The organism is Lentzea sp. NPDC003310 (assembly GCF_040610935.1).
Lineage (GTDB): Bacteria > Actinomycetota > Actinomycetes > Mycobacteriales > Pseudonocardiaceae > Lentzea.
This window is the reverse complement of sequence record NZ_JBEXNC010000019.1, coordinates 43,362-62,004: the sequence shown is the minus strand read 5'-3', so window position 1 is coordinate 62,004 and position 18,643 is coordinate 43,362. Positions and strand designations below refer to the sequence as shown.

19 protein-coding genes are annotated in these 18,643 nt (G+C 68.8%); 3 read left to right on the top strand and 16 right to left on the bottom strand.

The annotated features are described in order from the left end of the window. Nucleotides 1-183 precede the first annotated feature (183 nt). Complete coding sequence (locus tag ABZX02_RS34130; protein WP_355304517.1) at nt 184-795, top strand: polysaccharide deacetylase family protein; 612 nt, start codon at nt 184-186, stop codon at nt 793-795. 12 nt (nt 796-807) lie between these two features. Here the strand turns inward: ABZX02_RS34130 and ABZX02_RS34125 are convergent, their stop codons facing one another. From ABZX02_RS34125 to ABZX02_RS34115, 3 genes are all read right to left on the bottom strand, one after another. Continuing rightward, entirely contained in the window at nt 808-1,605 is a 798-nt protein-coding gene (locus ABZX02_RS34125; protein ID WP_355304515.1) for an SGNH/GDSL hydrolase family protein, read from the bottom strand. 591 nt (nt 1,606-2,196) lie between these two features. Beyond that, nucleotides 2,197-3,210 carry a BadF/BadG/BcrA/BcrD ATPase family protein gene (locus tag ABZX02_RS34120; protein WP_355304513.1) on the bottom strand — a complete coding sequence of 338 codons (1,014 nt, stop codon included), beginning with the start codon at nt 3,208-3,210 and terminating at the stop codon, nt 2,197-2,199. Nucleotides 3,211-3,215: 5 nt separating this feature from the next. Then, nucleotides 3,216-4,484, bottom strand: a complete 1,269-nt coding sequence (locus tag ABZX02_RS34115) for a 6-phospho-beta-glucosidase (protein ID WP_355304511.1) — start codon at nt 4,482-4,484, stop codon at nt 3,216-3,218. A 65-nt stretch (nt 4,485-4,549) separates the two neighbouring features. On the opposite strand from ABZX02_RS34115, the gene ABZX02_RS34110 reads away from it, so the two are divergent. After that, entirely contained in the window at nt 4,550-5,782 is a 1,233-nt protein-coding gene (locus tag ABZX02_RS34110) for an RNA-guided endonuclease TnpB family protein (protein ID WP_355304509.1), read from the top strand. Here ABZX02_RS34110 and ABZX02_RS34105 read toward each other — a convergent pair. The 4 genes from ABZX02_RS34105 to ABZX02_RS34090 form a co-directional block, all read right to left on the bottom strand. Further along, nucleotides 5,772-6,599: a carbohydrate ABC transporter permease gene (locus ABZX02_RS34105; RefSeq protein WP_355304795.1), complete on the bottom strand. Its 828-nt coding sequence runs from the start codon at nt 6,597-6,599 to the stop codon at nt 5,772-5,774. The genes ABZX02_RS34110 and ABZX02_RS34105 overlap by 11 nt on opposite strands. Before the next feature lie 62 nt (nt 6,600-6,661). Further along, a complete protein-coding gene (locus ABZX02_RS34100) occupies nt 6,662-7,636 on the bottom strand; it encodes a sugar ABC transporter permease (RefSeq protein ID WP_355304507.1) in 975 nt (324 codons plus the stop codon). 11 nt (nt 7,637-7,647) lie between these two features. Next, nucleotides 7,648-8,973, bottom strand: a complete 1,326-nt coding sequence (locus tag ABZX02_RS34095; RefSeq protein ID WP_355304505.1) for an ABC transporter substrate-binding protein — start codon at nt 8,971-8,973, stop codon at nt 7,648-7,650. A gap of 16 nt (nt 8,974-8,989) precedes the next feature. Beyond that, on the bottom strand, nt 8,990-10,201 hold the full coding sequence (locus tag ABZX02_RS34090; RefSeq protein ID WP_355304503.1) for an ROK family protein: 1,212 nt from the start codon (nt 10,199-10,201) through the stop codon (nt 8,990-8,992). 126 nt (nt 10,202-10,327) lie between these two features. Here ABZX02_RS34090 and ABZX02_RS34085 point away from each other — a divergent pair, with 126 nt between their 5' ends. Further along, nucleotides 10,328-10,975 (top strand): DUF3159 domain-containing protein, encoded by a 648-nt coding sequence (locus tag ABZX02_RS34085; protein WP_355304501.1) that lies wholly within the window; start codon nt 10,328-10,330, stop codon nt 10,973-10,975. A 1-nt stretch (nt 10,976) separates the two neighbouring features. On the opposite strand, the gene ABZX02_RS34080 is transcribed toward ABZX02_RS34085, so the two are convergent. The 9 genes from ABZX02_RS34080 to ABZX02_RS34040 are packed head-to-tail and all read right to left on the bottom strand — an operon-like array spanning nt 10,977 to nt 18,610. After that, complete coding sequence (locus ABZX02_RS34080; protein WP_355304499.1) at nt 10,977-12,149, bottom strand: hypothetical protein; 1,173 nt, start codon at nt 12,147-12,149, stop codon at nt 10,977-10,979. Beyond that, the gene (locus ABZX02_RS34075) at nt 12,146-13,450 is read right to left on the bottom strand and encodes a hypothetical protein (protein WP_355304497.1); all 1,305 of its coding nucleotides are present in this window, start codon (nt 13,448-13,450) and stop codon (nt 12,146-12,148) included. Before ABZX02_RS34075 ends, ABZX02_RS34080 begins: the two co-directional genes overlap by 4 nt. Further along, a complete protein-coding gene (locus tag ABZX02_RS34070; RefSeq protein ID WP_355304495.1) occupies nt 13,447-13,773 on the bottom strand; it encodes a hypothetical protein in 327 nt (108 codons plus the stop codon). The genes ABZX02_RS34075 and ABZX02_RS34070 overlap by 4 nt, the downstream gene beginning before the upstream one ends. After that, nucleotides 13,773-14,288 carry a YbaB/EbfC family nucleoid-associated protein gene (locus ABZX02_RS34065; protein ID WP_355304494.1) on the bottom strand — a complete coding sequence of 172 codons (516 nt, stop codon included), beginning with the start codon at nt 14,286-14,288 and terminating at the stop codon, nt 13,773-13,775. Before ABZX02_RS34065 ends, ABZX02_RS34070 begins: the two co-directional genes overlap by 1 nt. A gap of 33 nt (nt 14,289-14,321) precedes the next feature. Then, nucleotides 14,322-14,501: a DUF397 domain-containing protein gene (locus ABZX02_RS34060; RefSeq protein ID WP_355304492.1), complete on the bottom strand. Its 180-nt coding sequence runs from the start codon at nt 14,499-14,501 to the stop codon at nt 14,322-14,324. After that, nucleotides 14,498-15,334: a helix-turn-helix transcriptional regulator gene (locus ABZX02_RS34055; RefSeq protein ID WP_355304490.1), complete on the bottom strand. Its 837-nt coding sequence runs from the start codon at nt 15,332-15,334 to the stop codon at nt 14,498-14,500. Before ABZX02_RS34055 ends, ABZX02_RS34060 begins: the two co-directional genes overlap by 4 nt. A 24-nt stretch (nt 15,335-15,358) precedes the next feature. After that, a complete protein-coding gene (locus ABZX02_RS34050; RefSeq protein ID WP_355304488.1) occupies nt 15,359-16,744 on the bottom strand; it encodes a class I adenylate-forming enzyme family protein in 1,386 nt (461 codons plus the stop codon). 1 nt (nt 16,745) lies between these two features. Further along, nucleotides 16,746-17,819: a 3-dehydroquinate synthase II gene (locus tag ABZX02_RS34045; RefSeq protein ID WP_355304486.1), complete on the bottom strand. Its 1,074-nt coding sequence runs from the start codon at nt 17,817-17,819 to the stop codon at nt 16,746-16,748. After that, the gene (locus tag ABZX02_RS34040; protein ID WP_355304484.1) at nt 17,816-18,610 is read right to left on the bottom strand and encodes a 2-amino-3,7-dideoxy-D-threo-hept-6-ulosonate synthase; all 795 of its coding nucleotides are present in this window, start codon (nt 18,608-18,610) and stop codon (nt 17,816-17,818) included. The genes ABZX02_RS34045 and ABZX02_RS34040 overlap by 4 nt, the downstream gene beginning before the upstream one ends. Between the last annotated feature and the right edge of the window lie 33 nt (nt 18,611-18,643).

Here is an 18,643-nt window from a genome sequence, read left to right as displayed (position 1 = left end):
CGTTTAGTCATCTGGTCCCAAAACATGGGATGTTGGAGCAGCAGGCCGCCGAGTGGGGGATTACCGAGGGGGTAAGGCGCCTGCGTCTGGAAGACCCGACCGGCATTCGGGGGAGAGTGCCGGTCGGGTCTTCCTCTGTTCGGGCAGGTCCGTTCGGGCCGCGGACCCGTTAGCCTGCGGTGCGTGCGGGAAAAGGAGCTCGGTGGTCCTGCCCACGTCCTCGGCGACCTCGGCGCGGACCCGGCGGCGGTCGCGCTGACGGTGGACGACGGCCCGCACCCGGAGTGGACACCGCGGCTGCTGGACCTGTTGGCACGGCACGAGATCCGCGCGACGTTCTTCCTGATCGGCAGCGAGGTCCGCGCGCACCCCGGCCTCGCCCGGCGGATCGTCGCCGAGGGGCACTCGGTCGGCAACCACACGATGCACCACCCGGAACGGTTCGCGGCCCTGCCGGAAACCGTGCTGGAGAAGGAGATCGTGGACGCACAGCGGTGCATCGAGGACGTGACGGGAATCGCGGCGACGTGGTTCCGCGCGCCCTACGGCGACTGGTCACCGCTGGTGCTGCGCCGACTCCGTGCGCACGGCCTGCGCGGCGTCGACTGGAGCGTTGACCCGGAGGACTGGAGCGAGCCCGGCGCGGAGCACGTGGCGCGGGTCGTCGGCGGGAGCCGGCCGGGGGACATCGTGCTGTGCCACGACGGCGGCGGTGACAGGTCCGGCACGGTGGCGGCGCTCGGCGAGGCGCTGCCCGTGCTGCTCGACCGGGGAACGCGGTTCACGGCGCTGTGAACCGCGCGCTCCTCAGTTGTTGACGACGCGGCTGTCGTCGCCGCACCGCGCCACGGGCAGCAGCTCGGGCCGCTTGGGCGCCAGGCCGTCGCCCATCGACTCACCGCGCAGCGTGCGGCCGATCCACGGCACCACGTGCTCGCGCGCCCACTTCAGGTCCGCCTTGCGCTGGGTGACCCAGTCGGTCTGCTCCAGCGCGGGCCACGGCGCGTTCCACGCGTGGTCGTCGACCAGCCCGAGCACCTCGGCGGCCTTGAGCGCGACCCGCTGGTGCCCCTCCGGCGAGAGGTGCAGCCGGTCCTCGCTCCACGCGCGACGGTCGTGCAGCGGGTGCATCGCCCACAGGTCGACCATCCGGCAGTGGTAGCGCTCGGCGATCGACCACAGGTGCGTGTTGTAGATGGCGACCTTGCCGCGGATGCTCCGGAGCAGGGGCGTCGACCGCGTGTCGAACCCGGTGAAGATCACGACGTCGCAGCCGGTGGCGCGCAGCTCGGCCACGGCCACCTCGTAGACCTCGGCCAGCGCGTCCGGGTCGCTGTTGGGCAGCATGATGTCGTTGCCGCCGCCGCAGAACGTGACGAGGTCGGGCTTGAGGGAGATCGCGAGCGGCACCTGGTCGTCGATGATCTCCTGCAGCATCTTGCCCCGGACCGCCAGGTTGGCGTACCTGAACTCAGGTGCCCGCTGGGCGATCATCCCGGCCAGCCGGTCCGCCCAGCCCACGTAGGTGTCTCCCGGGCCGGGATCGTCCATGCCTTCGGTGAAGCTGTCCCCCAGGGACACGAGACTGTTCCATCGCAGCAGCACAACATCCCCTTCTCGTGCGTGGTGCCTGCTCGCCCGCGGGCTCCCGTCCGAAGGCGACTAGTTAGCATGCACAACGAACCCGTGGTTACGCCACCGTCGGTTACGGCATCGTAGGTTTGGTGGCTGTAGGTGACGATTCTTTTACCACTCGATCGAGGGAAGCTGGAGGGTGATCCGGGGGATTCGTCCACCTGGATCGCTACCTTTTGCCGGATGCGTTCTGGTTTGCCGCTTCCTTTCCTCTCCCTCGGTGTAGCGCTTGTCACAGCCGGGGTCCTGGCCTGCGCCGCCCTGACCGGGCTCGCCTCACCCGGACCCGGCACGGGCACCCCGCCGCCCCACTCCAACCCCGTGGTCACCCCGGAGAGCGGGACATCCCCGCGGTAGCCGCCCCGTAGTCTGGCCCGCGGATGTTTCGCCTGGTGCGCTGAACGTGAAAACCCCCGCAGCGACCTCGGCGCGTGAGGTCACTGCGGGGGTCGTAGGGCCTTTCCGAGGAGCGCCGCCGCCGGACTTGCTCCCCGGAAAGGGCTTGGGACCGTCTCAGGGGGCGCCGCCGCCGATCTACCCCCTGAGACGGGGTCTGGTGGGTCAGCCGCTGGCCGCCACGTCCAGCGCGGCCTGCGGCACGTGGTCGTGGTAGGCCGAGCGCAGCCTCAGCTCCGCGCTCGGCGAGGCCCCGATGCGGTCGAGGCCGAGCAGCGCCGCGCCCACCACGGGAGGGACGTCGACCAGGCGGACCTGGGCGAGTGGCGCGGCTTCCAGGATCTGCTGCCGGACGGGACCCACCACGGTCTCGCCGGTGTTGGTCAGGACACCGCCGCCCAGCACCACGTCCACCGGCTCGTCCATCAGGTCGAGCTTGCGCATCGAGACGGTGGAAAGCAGGACGATCTCCTCGATCAGGCGGTCGATCTGCTGCAGCGCAACGGCATCACCTTGCGCGGCCACCTCGAAGACCAGCGGGCACAGCGCGTGCGGGTCCAGCTCGACCTCCTCGAAGTGGATCTTCTCCACGACGTCGAAGATCGACGCCTCGCCGTAGTGCGCGAGCAGGGCGTCCAGCAGCAGGGTCGGCCGGCCCCGGCCGTCCTCGGCGCGCACCGCGTGCCAGAGGGCGTCGTTGCCGAGCTGCCCACCGCCGCCCCAGTCCCCGGAGATGGCGCCCAGGGCGGGAAAGCGGTGCGTCCGCCCGTCCTTCGCGACACCGACGGCGTTGATGCCCGCGCCGCAGACGACCGCCACACCCCCGGCGGCGGCGGTCCCCGCCCTCAACAGCGCGAAGGTGTCGTTGCCGACGAACGTCGTGCGCGACCAGCCCCGCTCGGTGATCGCCCGCGTCAGTTCCTCCTCCTCGCGGGGCAGGTCCGCCCCGGCGAGGTAGGCGGACGTGTGCGCGGCGATCGGCTCGTCGGGGGACAGTCCCGCCTGAGCAGCGGCCTCGCGTGCCAGTCCCTCGAACACGTCGAGTCCGCGCTTCATGCCCACGGTCTGCGGCGGAGCGCCGGGGCCGCGCACCTGCGCGAGCACCTTGCCGTCCGCGTCGACCAGCAGCACAGCGGTCTTGCTGTTCCCACCGTCGATGGCGAGCACCCGGTCGGTCATCGTTGTCAAAGTCCCTTCACCCACGGCAGCAGGTCGCGGTTCTGCGCGATCAGCTCGTCGGCCAGCTGGTCCGCGATGGCGTGCTGGCCGATCAGCGGGTGTGCGAGCAGCGCGTCGGCCACGCGGTCGCGGCCACCGTGGATCGCTGCCTCCAGTGCCAGGTACTCGTACGCGGTGACGTGCGAGATCAGGCCGGAGATGGACGGTTCCACCGGACGCACGGGCAGCGCCTTGCCGCCGTTCGCGTCCACAGTGGACGAGACCTCGATCACGGCGTCGTCGGGCAGGAACGGCAGCGAGCCGTTGTTCTGCACGTTCACGACGTGCTTCTCGGCACCTTCACCGCCGGTCAGCGCGTGCACGAGCTGCACGGCCGCCTCGGAGTAGTACGCGCCGCCGCGCTGCCCCAGCTGCTCCGGCTTCGTCACGACCGACGGGTCGCCGTAGATGTCGAGCAGCTCCTTCTCGACCGCCGCGACGACCTCCGCGCGCGGCGGCGAGTCGAGCTGCTTCTTCACGACGGCGTCGTGGTTGTAGAAGTAGTTCAGGTAGTACGACGGCACCATGTTGAGGCGCCGCATGAGCCCGCCGTCGATGCCGATGTGCTCCGCCAGGCCCTCGACGTGGTCCGCGAGGAGTTCCGGCAGGCGGTCGACACCGTCCACGTACACGCCGCGTTCCCACGTGAGGTGGTTCAGGCCCACGTGCTCCAGCTCCACAGTGGACGGATCGACGCCGAGCAGTGCGGACGTCCAGCGCTGGAACGTGATCGCCACGTTGCACAGGCCGATCGCCTTGTGGCCCTCCTGCAGCAGCGCGCGCGTCACGATGCCGACCGGGTTCGTGAAGTTCACGATCCACGTGTCGGGACCGGCGAGCCGGCGCACCTTGTCCGCGATGTCCAGGACCACCGGCACGGTCCGCAGGGCCTTGGCGAGGCCTCCCGCGCCGGTGGTCTCCTGGCCGACGCACCCGCAGGTCAGCGGGAACGTCTCGTCCGAGGCCCGCGCCGTCTGCCCGCCCACCCGCAGTTGGAGGAGAACGGCCGACGCGCCCTCGATGCCTTCTTCGAGCGACGAGGTGGTGCGCACCTTCGCCGGGTGGCCCGCGTGGTCCAGCAGGCGCTGGCTGAACGGGCCGACGATGCCGAGGCGGTGCTGGTCCGGGTCGACGAGGACGATCTCGTCCACCGCCAGGCTGGTGCGACGGCCGGCGATGCCGTCGATCAGCTCCGGTGTGTAGGTGGACCCGCCACCGACGACCGTGAGTTTCATGAGAAGTCCTTCGCGAAGACCCCGTCCGGCAAGAGGGGGAGGAATCGTTTGGTACCTTGCGAACGATGAACGGGCAGGTGAGGCGGTCGTTTCGGTACCGCTTCTATCCGACAGAGGCGCAGGCGGCGGAGCTGTTGCGCACGTTCGGGTGCGTCCGCAAGGTCTACAACCTGGCGTTGCGGGAACGCGTCGACGCGTGGACGCAGCGCGGAGAACGGATCGGCTACGACGCCACGTCGGCGTTGCTGACCGCCTGGAAGCGCACTGACGAACTCGCGTTCCTCAAAGAGGTCTCGTCGGTGCCGTTGCAGCAGGCGTTGCGGCACCTGCAGGCGGCTTTCGGGAACTTCTTCGCCAAGCGTGCCAGGCATCCGTGGTTCAAGTCGCGCAAGAACTCGCGCGCCAGTGCCGAGTACACGCGCTCGGCCTTCCGTTGGCGTGAGGGCGTGCTCACGCTGGCCAAGATGGCAAAGCCGCTGGACATCCGCTGGTCGCGCCCACTGCCGGAGGGCACGGTGCCCTCGACGGTCTACGTGTCGCAGGACAGGACCGGACGCTGGTTCGTGTCCCTGGTCTGCGACGACCCTGGAGTGACGCCGTTGCCCGCGGTGGATTCCGCAGTCGGTGTCGACCTCGGCCTCGACCACCTGCTGGTGCTGTCGACCGGAGAGAAGGTCGGCAATCCCCGTCACGGACGCCGGGACCGGGCGGCGCTCGCCAGAGCCCAGCGATCCCTGTGCCGCAAGCAGAAGGACAGCGCCAACCGGGACAAGGCCCGCGTCAGAGTCGCCCGACTGCACGCTCGGATCGCCGATCGGCGATCCGACTTCCTCCACAAGGTCACCACTCGGCTCGTGCGTGAGAACCAAACGCTCGTGATCGAGGACCTGCCCGTGTCCAACATGGTTCGCAACCGGCACCTGGCTCGCGCCATCAGCGACGCGGGCCGGCGACAGTTCCGGCAGCTGCTGGAGTACAAGGCCGGCTGGTACGGGCGGCAGGTGGTCGTAGTCGACCGTTGGTTCCCGTCGTCCAAGCTGTGCTCGGTCTGCGGTGCGCTCGTCGCAGCACTGCCGCTGCACGTGCGCATGTGGACCTGTGCCTGCGGCACGACCCACGATCGGGACGTGAACGCAGCACGCAACATCCTGGCCGCCGGGCTGGCGGCTTCGGTCTGTGGAGCTGACGTAAGTCCTCAACGGAACACTCCGAGCGGGTTGTCGGCGATGAAGCAGAAACCCTGCGGCGCGAGCCGTAGGACTCTCCTCGGACACGAGCGAGAAGAAGTCAACCTTTGACTCCCGTGAACGTGATGCCCTTGACGAACGACTTCTGGGCGAAGACGAAGAGGACGACGGCCGGGATCATCGTCAGGAACGTGACGGCCATCGAGGAGTTCCACTGCACGATGTGCATGCCCTTGAACGTCGCCAGCGCCAGCGACAACGTCCACTGGTCCTTCACCTCGCCCGTGTAGAGCAGCGGGCCGAAGTAGTCGTTCCAGGTGAAGAGGAAGCAGAACAGGGCGGTCGCCGCGATGCCCGGCTTGGCCATCGGCACGATGATCCGCACCAGCGCCTGGAACTCCGAGCAGCCGTCCACCCGCGCGGCGTCCACGTAGGACTGCGGGATGGTCAGCATGAACTGGCGCAGCAGGAAGATGCTGAACGCGTCGAACAGGAAGTACGGCGCGATGAGCGGCACCAGCGAGCCGGTCAGGCCCAGCGACGACCAGGTGTCGTACAGCGGCACGGCCACGACCTGCGGCGGCAGCATCATGGCGCCGATGACGAGGATGAACGCGATGTTCCGGCCGCGCCACTTCAGCTTCGCGAGGGCGTAGGCCGCCGGGATCGACGAGATCAGCATGCCCGCGGTCGCCAGCAGCGAGTACGTGAGGCTGTTGACCAGGTACTGGAACAGCGGGGCCTTCTCGAAGACCTCGACGAAGTTCTCCCAGTGCCACTCGCGCGGCCACAGGTCGGCGGTGAACGCCTGGCTGTCCGACATCACGGCGGTGAGGAAGACGAACACGACGGGCGTGGCGAACATCAGGCCGAGTGCGAGGCCGAGCGCGTGCGTCGCGACCCAGTTGAGCACGGCGCCGGCGTTCATCTTCCGGCGCGGCTGCTCGGGTTCCGCGGGGACGTCGACCGGTGGTTTGGTCAGCGTGGCGGTCATGCTCCCGGACCCCCTTCCTCGGCGGTGGAGTTCTTGCGCATCCGCTGCACCAGCACGATGGTCACGGCGAACGAGATGATGAACAGGACCGTGGCCATGGCGGCCGCGTAGCCCATGTCGAAGTAGCGGAAGCCCTGCGTGTACAGGTAGACCGGGAACGTCAGCGTGGAGTTGTCCGGGAATCCGAGGTACTTGGTCGATCCCGTGGCGTCCGCTGCTCCGGAGGCGGCCGACCCCGCGACGACCGCCTGGGTGAAGAGCTGCAACGCGAGGATCACCGAGTTCACGACGCCGAAGAGCAGGACCGGCGAGATGGTCGGCAGCGTGACGTGCCACCAGCGCCGGACCGGGCCGGCGCCGTCGAGCTCGGCGGCCTCGTACTGCTCCTGCGGCACGTCGAGGATCGCGGCGAGGATGATGATCATCAGGTCGCCGGAGATCCACAGCATGATCGCGGTGATGCCGGGCCGGGACCACGCGGGGTCCGCGAACCACAGCGGCGAGTCGACGCCGAACCAGCCGAGGACGCTGTCGAGCGGGCCGCCGTTGGGGCGCATCACCATGAAGAACACGAGGGTCGCGGCCACCGGCGGTGCCAGGGACGGCAGGTAGCAGAGCGTCCGGATCAACCCGACGCCCGACTTCAGACGTGCGATGACCGATGCCACGCCCAGCGCGAACACCGTCCGCGCGATCGTGAGCACCACGACGAACCAGAGCGTGTTCGCGATCGCCTTGCCCAGCAAGGGGTCCTTGAACATGAACTCGTAGTTCGCGAGGCCGTTGAACTCCGGCGCGTTGATCAGGTCGTACTTCGTGAAGCTGAAGACGACCGTGGCGACCAACGGGTACACGAAGAAGATGGCGAAGCCGATGATGGCCGGGGCCATGAACCCGAGCACGGCGAGACGGTGGCGGGCACGAGCCCGCCCCCTGCCGGGGGCGGGTCGGGCGCCGAGCGTGGCGGTCATCTGGCGAATCCCTACTTGCCGCTCTTGGCGATCTGGTCGTCGATGTTCTTGTCGACTTCCTTGAGACCTGCCGCCAGGTCCGGGACCTTGCCGGACTGGTAGGAGATCGAGAAGTCGGTGACGGCCTTGATGTGCGCGTCACCGATGGGGGTGACCGGGTTGCCCTTGAGCTTGTCGCTCTTGGCGAGGTCGATGAACGTCTTGAACTGCTCGTCCACCTCGAGCTGCGGGCTCTCCAGCGCGGCCTTGGTGCTCGGGACGTTCTTGATGGCGTTGGACAGGCCGACGATCGTGTCGGTGTCGAACGTCAGGTGCTTGATCAGCTCCCACGCGGCGCCGGGGTTCTTGGCACCCTTGGGGATGCCCATGATCGTGCCCGTGGTGAAGGCGGTGCCGTAGTCGACGCCCTTGGCCGTCGGGAACGGCGCGGTGCCGAACTTGATCTGCGGCGCCTGGGCCTTGAGGAACGCGGTGCGGTACTCACCGTCGATCATGATCGCGATCTTGCCCTGGTGGAAGGCGTGGTCCGCGGAGTACTCCTGGCCGAGACCGGCGCGGAAGCGCTCGAGCGCGTCGTAGCCGTAGAAGTCGACGAGCTTCTTCTGGAAGGTCAGCATCTCGGTGAAGCCGGGCGAGCCCGCGAGGTTGGACTTGCCGTCCTTCTCCCACTCGCCGCCGAACGTCGGTGCGAGGATGGTCGGGCGGTTGGCGTAGAAGCCCATCGTGGGCAGGTAGCCCGCGACCTCGATGTCCCCGTTCGGCGCCTTCTTGGTCGCCTTCACGGCCGCGTCGTACAGCTCGTCGAGCGTCTTCGGCGCGGTGGTGACGCCGGCGCCCGTGAGCAGGTCCTTGTTGTAGTACATGGCGTACACGTCGGTGAGCATGGGCATCGCGCAGCGGTTGCCCTTGTACTCGGTGTACTCCTGGACCGCCGGGGAGAGCTGGTTCAGGTCGACCTTGTCGCGGTCGATGTAGGCCTTCAGCGGCTGGAACGCCCCGGAGGAGCAGAACTGGCCGATGTTGTCCGTGGTGAACGACAGCGCGACGTCCGGCGTGTTGCCGGAGCGGATGCCCGCGGTGATCTTGTCGTCGTCCTGCGAGCCCTCGTGCTTGATCTCGATGTTCGGGAACTTCTTGTTGAACGTCTTGAGGGCCTTCGTGACTTCTTCGAGCTCGCGGTCGGAGTAGTTGCTCCAGACCGTGAGCGTCAGCTTGTCGTCCTTGCCAGGAGCAGCTGCGGCGTCGGAACTCGCGCCGCCACCCTTCCCCGCCGCACATGCGGTGAGGGTCAGCGCTGCGGCGACACAGAGCAAGGCAGCACGGGTGTGCTTGCGCATGTGCACTCCTTCTCGATCAACGTGGGGACCCGGCGACCACAGGGCCGCGGAATGGAGCCGTGGTGGCTGCCGGGAGGCCGAACACCTGTTCACGTGCCACGGCCAGGGCCGAGTGCAGTGCGCCGCTGCGCACCGGTTTCCCGGTCACCAGAGCCAGCTGGATGGGTGTTCTCGGCACCACCAGTTGCCGCAGTTCCGCGGCAACGAGGTCGTTCAGCGTGGTTCCGCCTGCCTGGGCGATGTCGCCGGACAGGAGGATGAGTTCCGGGTCGAGCACCGCGACGACGCTAGCCACGCCCGTGGCGATGCGCTTGGCGAGATCGGCCATGAACTCACGGCCCGCCGGACCCGCGGCGAGCGCCTTGCGCACGGCCCCGTGGCCGTTGCGCGCGGCGAGCCCGTGGGCCCGTGCGAGCTTGCAGATCGACGTGTTGCTGAGCAGTTCACCGAACGTGCCGCCGGAGCGGTCCGTGTCGGTGTCGGCCGCCGCGCGGTCCGGGATCATCAGTCCGTCGATCTCGCCCGCGCCACCGGACGCGCCGCGCAGCAGCGACCCGTTGACGACGACGGCGGCACCGACCAGATCCGCGGGCCAGATGACGACGAAGTCGCGCACCTCGGTGGCCCGTCCGGCGACCATCTCCTCCAGCGCGACGAGGTTGACGTCGTTCTCGACGCTCACCGACGTCGCGAGCTGCTCCCGCAACCGGCCGGGCACGTCGAAGCTGTTCCAGCCCGGCAGATGAGGTGCGTAGCCGAGCTCGCCGTTCGCGGGGTTCACCGCTCCCGGACAGCCGACCACGACGTGCAGCAGCTGGTCGGCGCTCAGACCTGCCTGACCGCAGGCCTTGCCGACCGCGCTCACGAACGCCTCCAGCACGCCGTGCTTCGCGGGCATCGGCGCCTTGTGCTCGGTGAGCACGGCACCGGAGATGTCCGCGATCGCGATGTCGACCGTCTCGGGGGTGAGGTCGACAGCCGCCACGTGCGCAAGCGCCCCGTTGACCGACCACAGCTGGGCGCGTGGCCCACGACCTCCGCCGCGCAGTCCGTTGCGGACCACGGTGTCGGACGTCTCGAGCCGCGTGAGCAGCTGTGCGGTCGCCGGCTTCGAAAGACCGATCAGGCCTTCCAACTCCGACCTGGTCAGCGGCCCGTTGCGCAGCAGAGCCTCGATGGCTGCGCGGTCGTTGATCTCCCGCAGCAGTCGTGGGCTTCCGGCACGCATTAGGTCCGCTCCTGTCTGTTAACTTTCCAGACGATTTCGGGCAACGGTAGTGACGCCGTTCACCCGGGTCAATCCCCGATACGGGTCCGTTACCTGACTTAGGCTGACCTAAGGCACTCTGGAACCATGACGGACGTGCGCCAAGAGTCACTCGCCTCGTTGCTGGGAGGCCGAGGCGGCGCCCTCGACGCCTCCCTGCCGCCTCTCGCGTTCGTCGCAGGCTGGCTGATCTGGGGCCACTCGATCGGCGCCGGCGCCATCGCCGCCGTGCTGTGCGGCGTGGCGATCGGCGTCTTCCGCTTCGTCCGAGGCGGCAAGCCCCGCGCCGTCGTGTTCTCCGTGCTGGCCGTGGTCGCGGCCTCGCTGATCGCGCTCTACACGGGCCGTGTGGAGGACTTCTTCCTGATCCAGCTGCTGTCCAACATGGCCTCGGCGCTGGCCTGGGCAGGCTCCATCGTCGTGCGGTGGCCACTGCTCGGAGTGGTGGTGGGCACGCTGTTGGGCCAGAAGACCCGTTGGCGCCGAGATCCTGCCCTTTTGCGTGCGTACTCCATCGCCTCGTGGCCGTGGGTCGGGCAGTACGTGCTGCGTGTCGCCGTGTTCACTCCACTGTGGCTGGACGCGCAGGTGTTCTGGCTGACGACGTTGCGGGTGGCGATGTCGTGGCCGTTGCAGATCGTCTGCATCGTCGTGTCGGGGTGGGTGCTGCGGCGGGCGCTGCCTGCTGACCACCCCGGGTTCCGGCATCCGCAGGTGCCGGAGTCTGCCTCTTAGGTCAGCGCCTCTTCCGCTTCTTGCCGGAGCCGGGCACGGGCTCGGTCGGGACCGGTGGTGGCTCCGGGAAGGCCTCGATGAAGTCCTGGGTCCGCATGCCCTTCAGGAAGACCTTGATCACGAAGCGGTGCAGCAGGTACAGGAAGACTGCGGAAGCGATGCCGAGCGTTGCGACCGCGAAGGGGTCCATGACGCCGCCGGCCGCGTAGAACTGTTCCTGCATCTTCGCCGAACCCGTGGCGAGCGACAGCGCCATCCCCGTCAGCATGACCAGCGGCATGAGCAGGAACGCGCCGACGATCCCGAGCACGTAGGGGCGGCTGTCGGTGCGAACGGCTTCCTTGCGCCGGTTCTGCGGATAGACGCCGGTCGTCGAGTTCCAGCTCCGGCCCGCGAACGGGTTCTCGACGAACTCCACGGCCGAGGACCTGGCGCGCACGGCGGTGAGCGCGGTTTGGCCGACCTCCGCGGTCACCGGTACGAGCAGTTCGCGTGACGTGCCGACGACGTGCAACGCCGGACCGGGCGTCACGGTGAACTCGCGCTCGTTCGCGACGACCCAGTTCGAGAACACCTTGACCTGGCAGACGGTTTCCACGGCGACCTCGATGAGTTCGATCGACCTGACGGACGACCACGGCACCGCGATCACGTCGCGCGAACGTTTGCGCCGTGACACCAGGCTGTCGAGCACCAGGCGGTCCGCCCTCACGCACAACCGCGCCCTGAGACCTCTGGTGGGAAAGGGGATCTCCAGTCGCGACGCGGCCAACCTGCTCGTGACGGGCCGGGTCAGCACGAGTCGCGCCGCTTCGCCCGCCGCCCAGCACACCACGACGAGTCCGACACCGATCGCGAGTGCGATGGGCGCGTTCCGCTTGCCGGCGATGAAGAAGCAGGTGATCACGGAGAGGAACAGGCCTGGGAGCGCGGCCCAGCGTGCCCAGATCGACCACATCGTCGAACGGTTCCAGTGCCAGGCCAGTCCGATGGCGATGACCAGCCAGATGGCACCACCGCCGAGGACGAACTCGACCACGCCCTGGTCGGCCGAGGTGCCGCCCCTGAGCCTCGCGTCCCAGGCGGTGAGGTGTGGATACGCGGCGACCGGGGTGAACGCGGCGAGAGCGACCAGCACCAGTGCGGCCGCTCTGCGCGCGAGGACTTCGATCACAGGTCGCCTTCCATGCGCTTGAACGACCCGGGCTGCTCCACGTTCGTGCGCTGGCCCTCCCAGTACTCGCGCCAGGCCGCGTTCTTCTCGTCCTGCTTGACCTCGGCGTCCGCCTCGCGATGCGTCTGGTCGCTCCACTCCTGGACCACCGCGTTGCCGAGGACCTTGGGGTACTTCGGCAAGGACACCTCGGGTAGCTCGTGGCCGAACACCCTCGGCTTCACCCCGCCTTCGAGCACTTCGGCCGCGTTGTCGAAGCGTGGATTTCCCGTGTGCAGGCTGTCCCGCAGGTTCGCCGCACGGGTCTCCTCGAGCGACTTCACCGCGTCGCCCCGCTGGTGCTTGAGGGCCTCGCCCTTCTCGCCGAGTTCCTCCAGGCGTTTCAGGTCCTTGGCGTCCAGCTTGCCCTGTTCCGCCTTCTTCGCGAGGTGGAGTGCGTCGGTGGCCTGCCGCGCGGCCTTCTGGTTGTAGTCGGTCACGGTTCGCCTGAGGTTCTTGGTGGTGTTCCCCATCGTGTCCCGCGAGTGCCTGGCCTTCTCGGCGACCTTCTCCAGTTGGGTGACCATCTTGCTGATCTTCTTCGCGTTCTTGCCCGCGGTGATCGCGCCCTGCGCCACCGTGTCGGCGATGAACGCGGCCTGCGAGGCACCGAAGGTGATCGGTGTCAGAGCCGACGCGGCCGCGAACTTGATGATCGCGTTGGAGACGAACGACGCGATCGCGTCCCGGACCGCGCCCCGCACGACACCGATCGCGGACGCCGCGACCGTCATCGCCTGTGCCGCCGACGTCGCGTGACTCGCACCGCCGGCGACCACGTTCGAGAAGTCCCGCACGGCTTTGCGGTAGCCCTCGATCGCCGGTCCCTGCGAGCCGCTCAACGTGTCCAGCGTGCCCGAGTACTTGTCGGCCGTCTGCTGCATGCGCTCGGCGATGTTGCTCCAGGTCGTCGCCATCGCGTTGACCGCGTCCGGATCGCCGGCGAGGAAGTCGAGTGCCTCCTTGAGGAAGCCGAGGTGCTCGATCAACCAGCCGATGCCGGCGGACAGCAAGCTGCCGAGCGGGTTCGTCACGAACCCGAGCAGGTCCATGCCGAAACCGGCCAGGTCGCCGAGCACGGCCGTCCAGTCGCCCTTGGCACCGTCGTAGATCAGGTTGGCTGAGCTGCTGAAGATGCCCGCCGCGTCCCACGCCTGGGTGGGGCTGTCGAAGTTCGAGAACCCGGTCACGTCCCCGGATTCGAACTTCTCGGTCGCGTTGAGCGGGTTTAGCTCTCCGATGTTCTTGGGCTCGTCGCTCACGGCTTGGTCCCGTCCAGGCCCGCGCGCAGCTTCGCGAACATCTGCGACGCGGCCTCCTCCCGGTCGGCGTAGTCCTGGCGCATGCCGGAGAACCTCTCCACGACGGAGTCGCCGGCCTTCTCGACCGCGTCGACGTAGTCGCCCGCCTCGTTCGTCCAGTTCCGCATGACTTCGGCGAAGAACATGCCGACGATGCCCCAGGCCTGGAAGTTGCCCGTGTAGGAGGAAGCGGCGTCGGCGGCGGACGGCAGGCCTTCGAGCAAGGCCCTGAGTTCGCGTTCGTGCACCTCGAGTGCCTGGAGGTCCACCTCGAAGCCCGACATCACCAGCCACCTTCCTTCTTGAAGAGGCTGCGCTGGTCGAAGTCGGTGTCGTCGTCCTCGACCGGGCGGCGGGCCGGGCGCGGCGGCGCGGGCCGGGTGGCGGCGGCGTCCTGTTGTTCCTCGTTCACCACGAACTGTTGCGGCGCGGCGGGTGCGGGCTCGTCCGGGACGTCGATCGGCGGGATCTGGGATTGGACGAACTGCATGGCTTCGCTGTTGTCGCCGATGAGCGGGGCCATGATCGTGGCGATCTGCCCCACGGCCTGGGCCTGTGCCCGCTTGGCCGTGGCCATCACGAGGGCCGCCAGGCGGTCCTTGGGCATCTCGTCGGCCTTGGTGCCGAAGGACAGGCCGAGCAGCGCTCCCCCTGCGCTGACGCTGACCGTCACGGCGCCGTCCGTGCTGGTGGCGGCGCCGGTCAGGGTGGCGATCCGGGACTTGGCCTCCTCGGCCTGTTCGAGCAGGGCCGCGGTGCGCTGTTCGTAGTCCTCGATGAGCTGGTTCGGGTCGGTCATGTGGGTCCCCCTTGCACGTGCGTGAGAGGGACGTTACCGAGGGTTACCGGGGTGTGCTGGGAAACGGGCAAAGCGCAGGAATGCCGACCAGGCGTCCGACGAGATCGGAAGGTGGGTGGCCGGGGCCTTGCTGTCGCGAATGCCGATGCCGTGACCGACCTCGACGCAGTTGTTGCTGCTGCCGCTGTAGCTGCTCTTGCGCCAGGCGGTCATTGGAGGCCCTCCAAGATGTTGTCGATCACCACCCTCGATTCTTCCTCAGACAGTGCGACGGCGGCGAGGGCCGACAGGATGTCCTCGTGGATCTTGACGGTTTCCGGGTCGTCGAAGAACAGGCAGTAGTTGACGCTGTCGGCGTAGACCACCGGTGGGTATTTCGGGAACTTCATCAGGCAGAAGTCGCCACAGGTGCCCGCGTGCACGCCCGCTGAGCGAGGGACGATCCGGATGCTGACGTATTTCCGCACGGACATCCTGAGCAGGTGGGCCAGCTGTTCGCGCCACACCTCGACGCTGCCGACCGGGAGTTCCAGCGCCTGTTCGTGGACGAGGAACACGAATTTCCGGCCGGGCTCCAGGATGTCCGCGCGAGCAGCCCTGGCGGCGGCGACCGCAGGCACGTCGTCCGCCTCGATCACCGGCGAACTCTCGGTCACGACGTAGCCGTAGTCGGGTGTTTGCAGCAGGCCGGGGACCAGGATCATCGACCAGGTGACGATCTCGTCGGCGATCTGCTCGTGCTCGATCAGCGTGCGGACCTGGTCGGGCACGCCGTTCTTCGGCATCTGGAGCCAGGCGCTGCCGCACTCGCGGAAGAGCGACAGCAGGTGTTCTCGTTCGCTGACCGTCGCGTGGCAGTAACCGAGCAGCAGAATCACGTCCTGCTCGGTCACGCCACCCTTGCCGAGGGTCATGTCGGAGATCTTGGCTTCCTGCCAGCCGAGTCGTTCGGCGAGCTCGCGGTGGGTGAGGCCGGTGCGCGCGATGATCGCGCGGACTTCGCCGCCGAATTCCCGTCCCACCACGCTGGACGATCTTTTGGGCATGCTCGGAAAGCTAGGCCCGGCAACTCATTTCGCGCCATTCTTTCCGGTCAGGTGTGCCTGAAGGTAGGACGCGTGGAGCGGCTCCATGTTTCGGATGATCTTGCCGGTGGGCGTTCTCGGCAGTGTGTCCATGACGTGGATGTGCTGGGGGAGCTTGAATTCCGCGAGTCTTTCCGTGCACCACTCGGACAACGCCTGCGCGGTGAGGGTCGGGCTGGTGGTGCCCACGTACGCGCGGATCTCGGAAGGTCCCACGGCGACCGCCTCGGTGACCTGGGGGTGTCCACGCAGGACGCTCTCCACCTCGGTCAGGTCGACCTTGTTGCCCCGCACCACGACCAGCGAGTCCGCGCGGCCCAGGAGTCGCAGCTCGCCGGCCGGGGTGAACTCGCCGCGGTCGCCCGTGCGGAACCAGCCGCCGGAGTAGCGCGCAGGGTCGTTCCCCGACAGGTACGGCGTTTCCGGCAGCGCCACCTCGACCAGGCCGTTGCGCACGCGCATCGTGACGCCGGGCATCGGACTGCCGACGGACGGGCGGATGGTGCCGCCGACGGCCATCGTCAGCGCGCCGGTCTCGGTGGTGCCGAAGCACTCGCCCACCGGGAAGCCGTAGGCCGCGGCGAAGCGGGAGGCCACCTCCTGCGGCATCAGCTCACCGCCGGCGAACGCGCCTCGCGCGGTGCTCAGGGCGGAGCGGTCGGGGGTGGAGGTCAGGAGGTCGAAGTGGAACGGCAGGCCCGTCACGAAGTCGACCTCGAACGCGCGGGCCTGGTGCAGGACGTCGGAGGCGGCGGGACTGGCGGAGAACACGAGGTGTGCGCCCACGGCCAGCGCGTGCAGCAGGCCGCCGACCAGGCCGAAGCTGTGCGCGGGGGAGTTGAGCAGCAGCAGGCGTTCGCCGGCCCGCACCATGCCGTCGGACGCCTCGAAGCGCGCCACCTCGTCGATCAACGACGACGTGCCGCGGCCGATCACCTTCGGGCGGCCGGTCGAGCCGGAGCTGAACTGGACCAGGCGGTGCGGCGTGACGGCGGGCGTGCCGTCGACCCGTGACGCGACCAGGCCGTAGCGCTCGCGGAAGCCGGTGGCCACCTCGCCGCTCGGGTGCACGAGGAACTCCGGGCGGGTCAACGAGTGCAGGACGTGCGCCTCGGACGACGTCAGGCGGTGGTCGATCGAGATCACCTGCGCGCCCAGGCTCCACAGCGCGAGCACGGCCTCCAGGTGGCTGAAGCTCGGCGGCACCTGGACGGCGACCGTGCTGGCTTCGCCGATGCCCACGGCGGCGAAGCGGCGGGCGTGCGCGTCCACGTCGGCGCGCAGCAGGCCGTGCGTCACGGTGGTGGCGAAGCTGAAGATCGGCGTGGAGTCGTCGTGCCGGTGCAGGAGGTCGGTGATGAACGCGCGCACGTCAGGACTCCTTGCAGAACTCGCCGATCGGCAGGCCCACGTGCCGTTGTTCCGATGCCACGTAGCCGAGCAGTTCGTCGCCGGGGCGGAGCTCGGTGACGTTCAGGACCTTGCCGCCCGGGCCGAGGACGCGGACGTGCCAGTCGTCCTGCACCATCAGGTCCACCACGACGTTCTCCGGGGAACGGGCGGTGATCGTGAGCATCGGGCGGGACTCGAGCTTGGCCCTGCCGACGGTGATCTCGCGGGTGCGGCCCTCGGCGTTCACGGCGAGGACCTTGCTGCCGGACCGGAGTTCGGACAGGTAGTTCGTGCGGTTGGCCGGCCCGAGCGCGTACGAGTGCAGGGCGCCGGCGTTGACGCGGAACGGCCGGGTCGGCATGTACGGCAGCGGATGCGTCTCGCTGCAACAAAGTACGAAGCCCGAGGAGAACGAACCGACCAGGATGCCCTCGTCCTCGGCGAAGTGCGAGGCGGTGTCGACGCAGACGCGGTCGCCCAAACCGTTGTGGGTCAACGCTTCCACGGTCAGCGTGGTCAAGGTCAGCGGAGGGGACGTCGCCTCCAGCAGGCGCGCCAGCCGGAACACCTCGGTGGCGTCGCGCGGGGCCATCAGCACGCCGTCCGAGCCGTGTTGCAGGCATTCCAGCACGATCGCGGCCTCGACGAGGTCGGTCACCACGGTGATCAGCTTGCCGGGGGCGCCGTCCGCAGCGGCGATCACGATCTCCAGCGGGATCTTCGTCGGGTCGGTGAACGCGACGACGGTGTGGTCCAGCCGTTCCGCGGCGGCGCAGGCGAGCTTGAGCGTGCGGTCGTCGCTGACCGTCACGAACGCGGCGCTCGACGGCAGCCGGTCGAGCTGGTCCTGGTCGTCCACCGGCACCACCACGAGGTGCGGGCTGTCCGGGAGGTCGGCGCCGACCAGCACGCGGGTGATCGTGGGCGGCAACGGGTCCAGCAGTGCGGGGTCGTCCGCGACGACGCCGGCGACGCGGCTGTGCACGGCCGCGTCGACCACCGCGGTCCGCTGCTCCTGCGGGACGGTCCTGAGGTCGATCCAGGCGAACTTCACCGGTTCTCCAAAGCTGTCAGGGCGTGGATGAGACTCGCCTCGGTCGGCGTGTGCACGATCGCCGCGAGCTCGGCGACGAGCTGCATCGGCGTCGGCGACGTGAAGACCCGCCGTCCCACGGCGAGGCCCGCGCAGCCGGCGGACATCGCGGTGCGGGCGTGCCCGGCGAGGCTGTGGGCGGAGGCGGGACCTCCGGCGACGACGACGGGGACCGGGCAGCTCGCGACCACGTCCGCCATGTCCTCGGCGGGATTCGCGAGGTTCGTCTTGACGATGTCCGCGCCGAGGTCCGCCGCGATGTTCACGACGTGCGCGAGCAGTGCCGGGTCGCGGGGATCGCCGATGCGCGGGCCGCGGCCGTAGGCCATCACGACCAGCGGGACGTTCCACGAGTCGCACGCGGCCGCGACCACGCCGAGGTCGGCGAGCTGGCGGGCCTCGGTGTCCGAGCCGATGTTGACGTGCACGCTGACCGCGTCGGCACCGAGCCGCAGCGCCTCGTCGACCTCGCCGACGAGCACCTTCGCGTTGGCGTCGGCCATGTGCGCGGTGCCGGCGCTCAGGTGCACGATCAGCGCGCACCCGCCGAGCACCGCGGGGTCGAGGGTCCGCACCCGTCCTTTGTGGACGATGATGGCGTCGGCGCCGCCGAGCACGACCGCGCGGATCAGGTCCTGCCACCGGTCCCGCGGCACCACCGGGCCGTCCGAGACGCTGTGGTCCAACGGCACGAAGAGGTACCTGTCGTCGTGCGGACGGGAAAGGCGTCGCAGCCGCAACGCTTTCCTCATGGCGCTCACACCCCCTGGGTCGTTTGGTGTCAA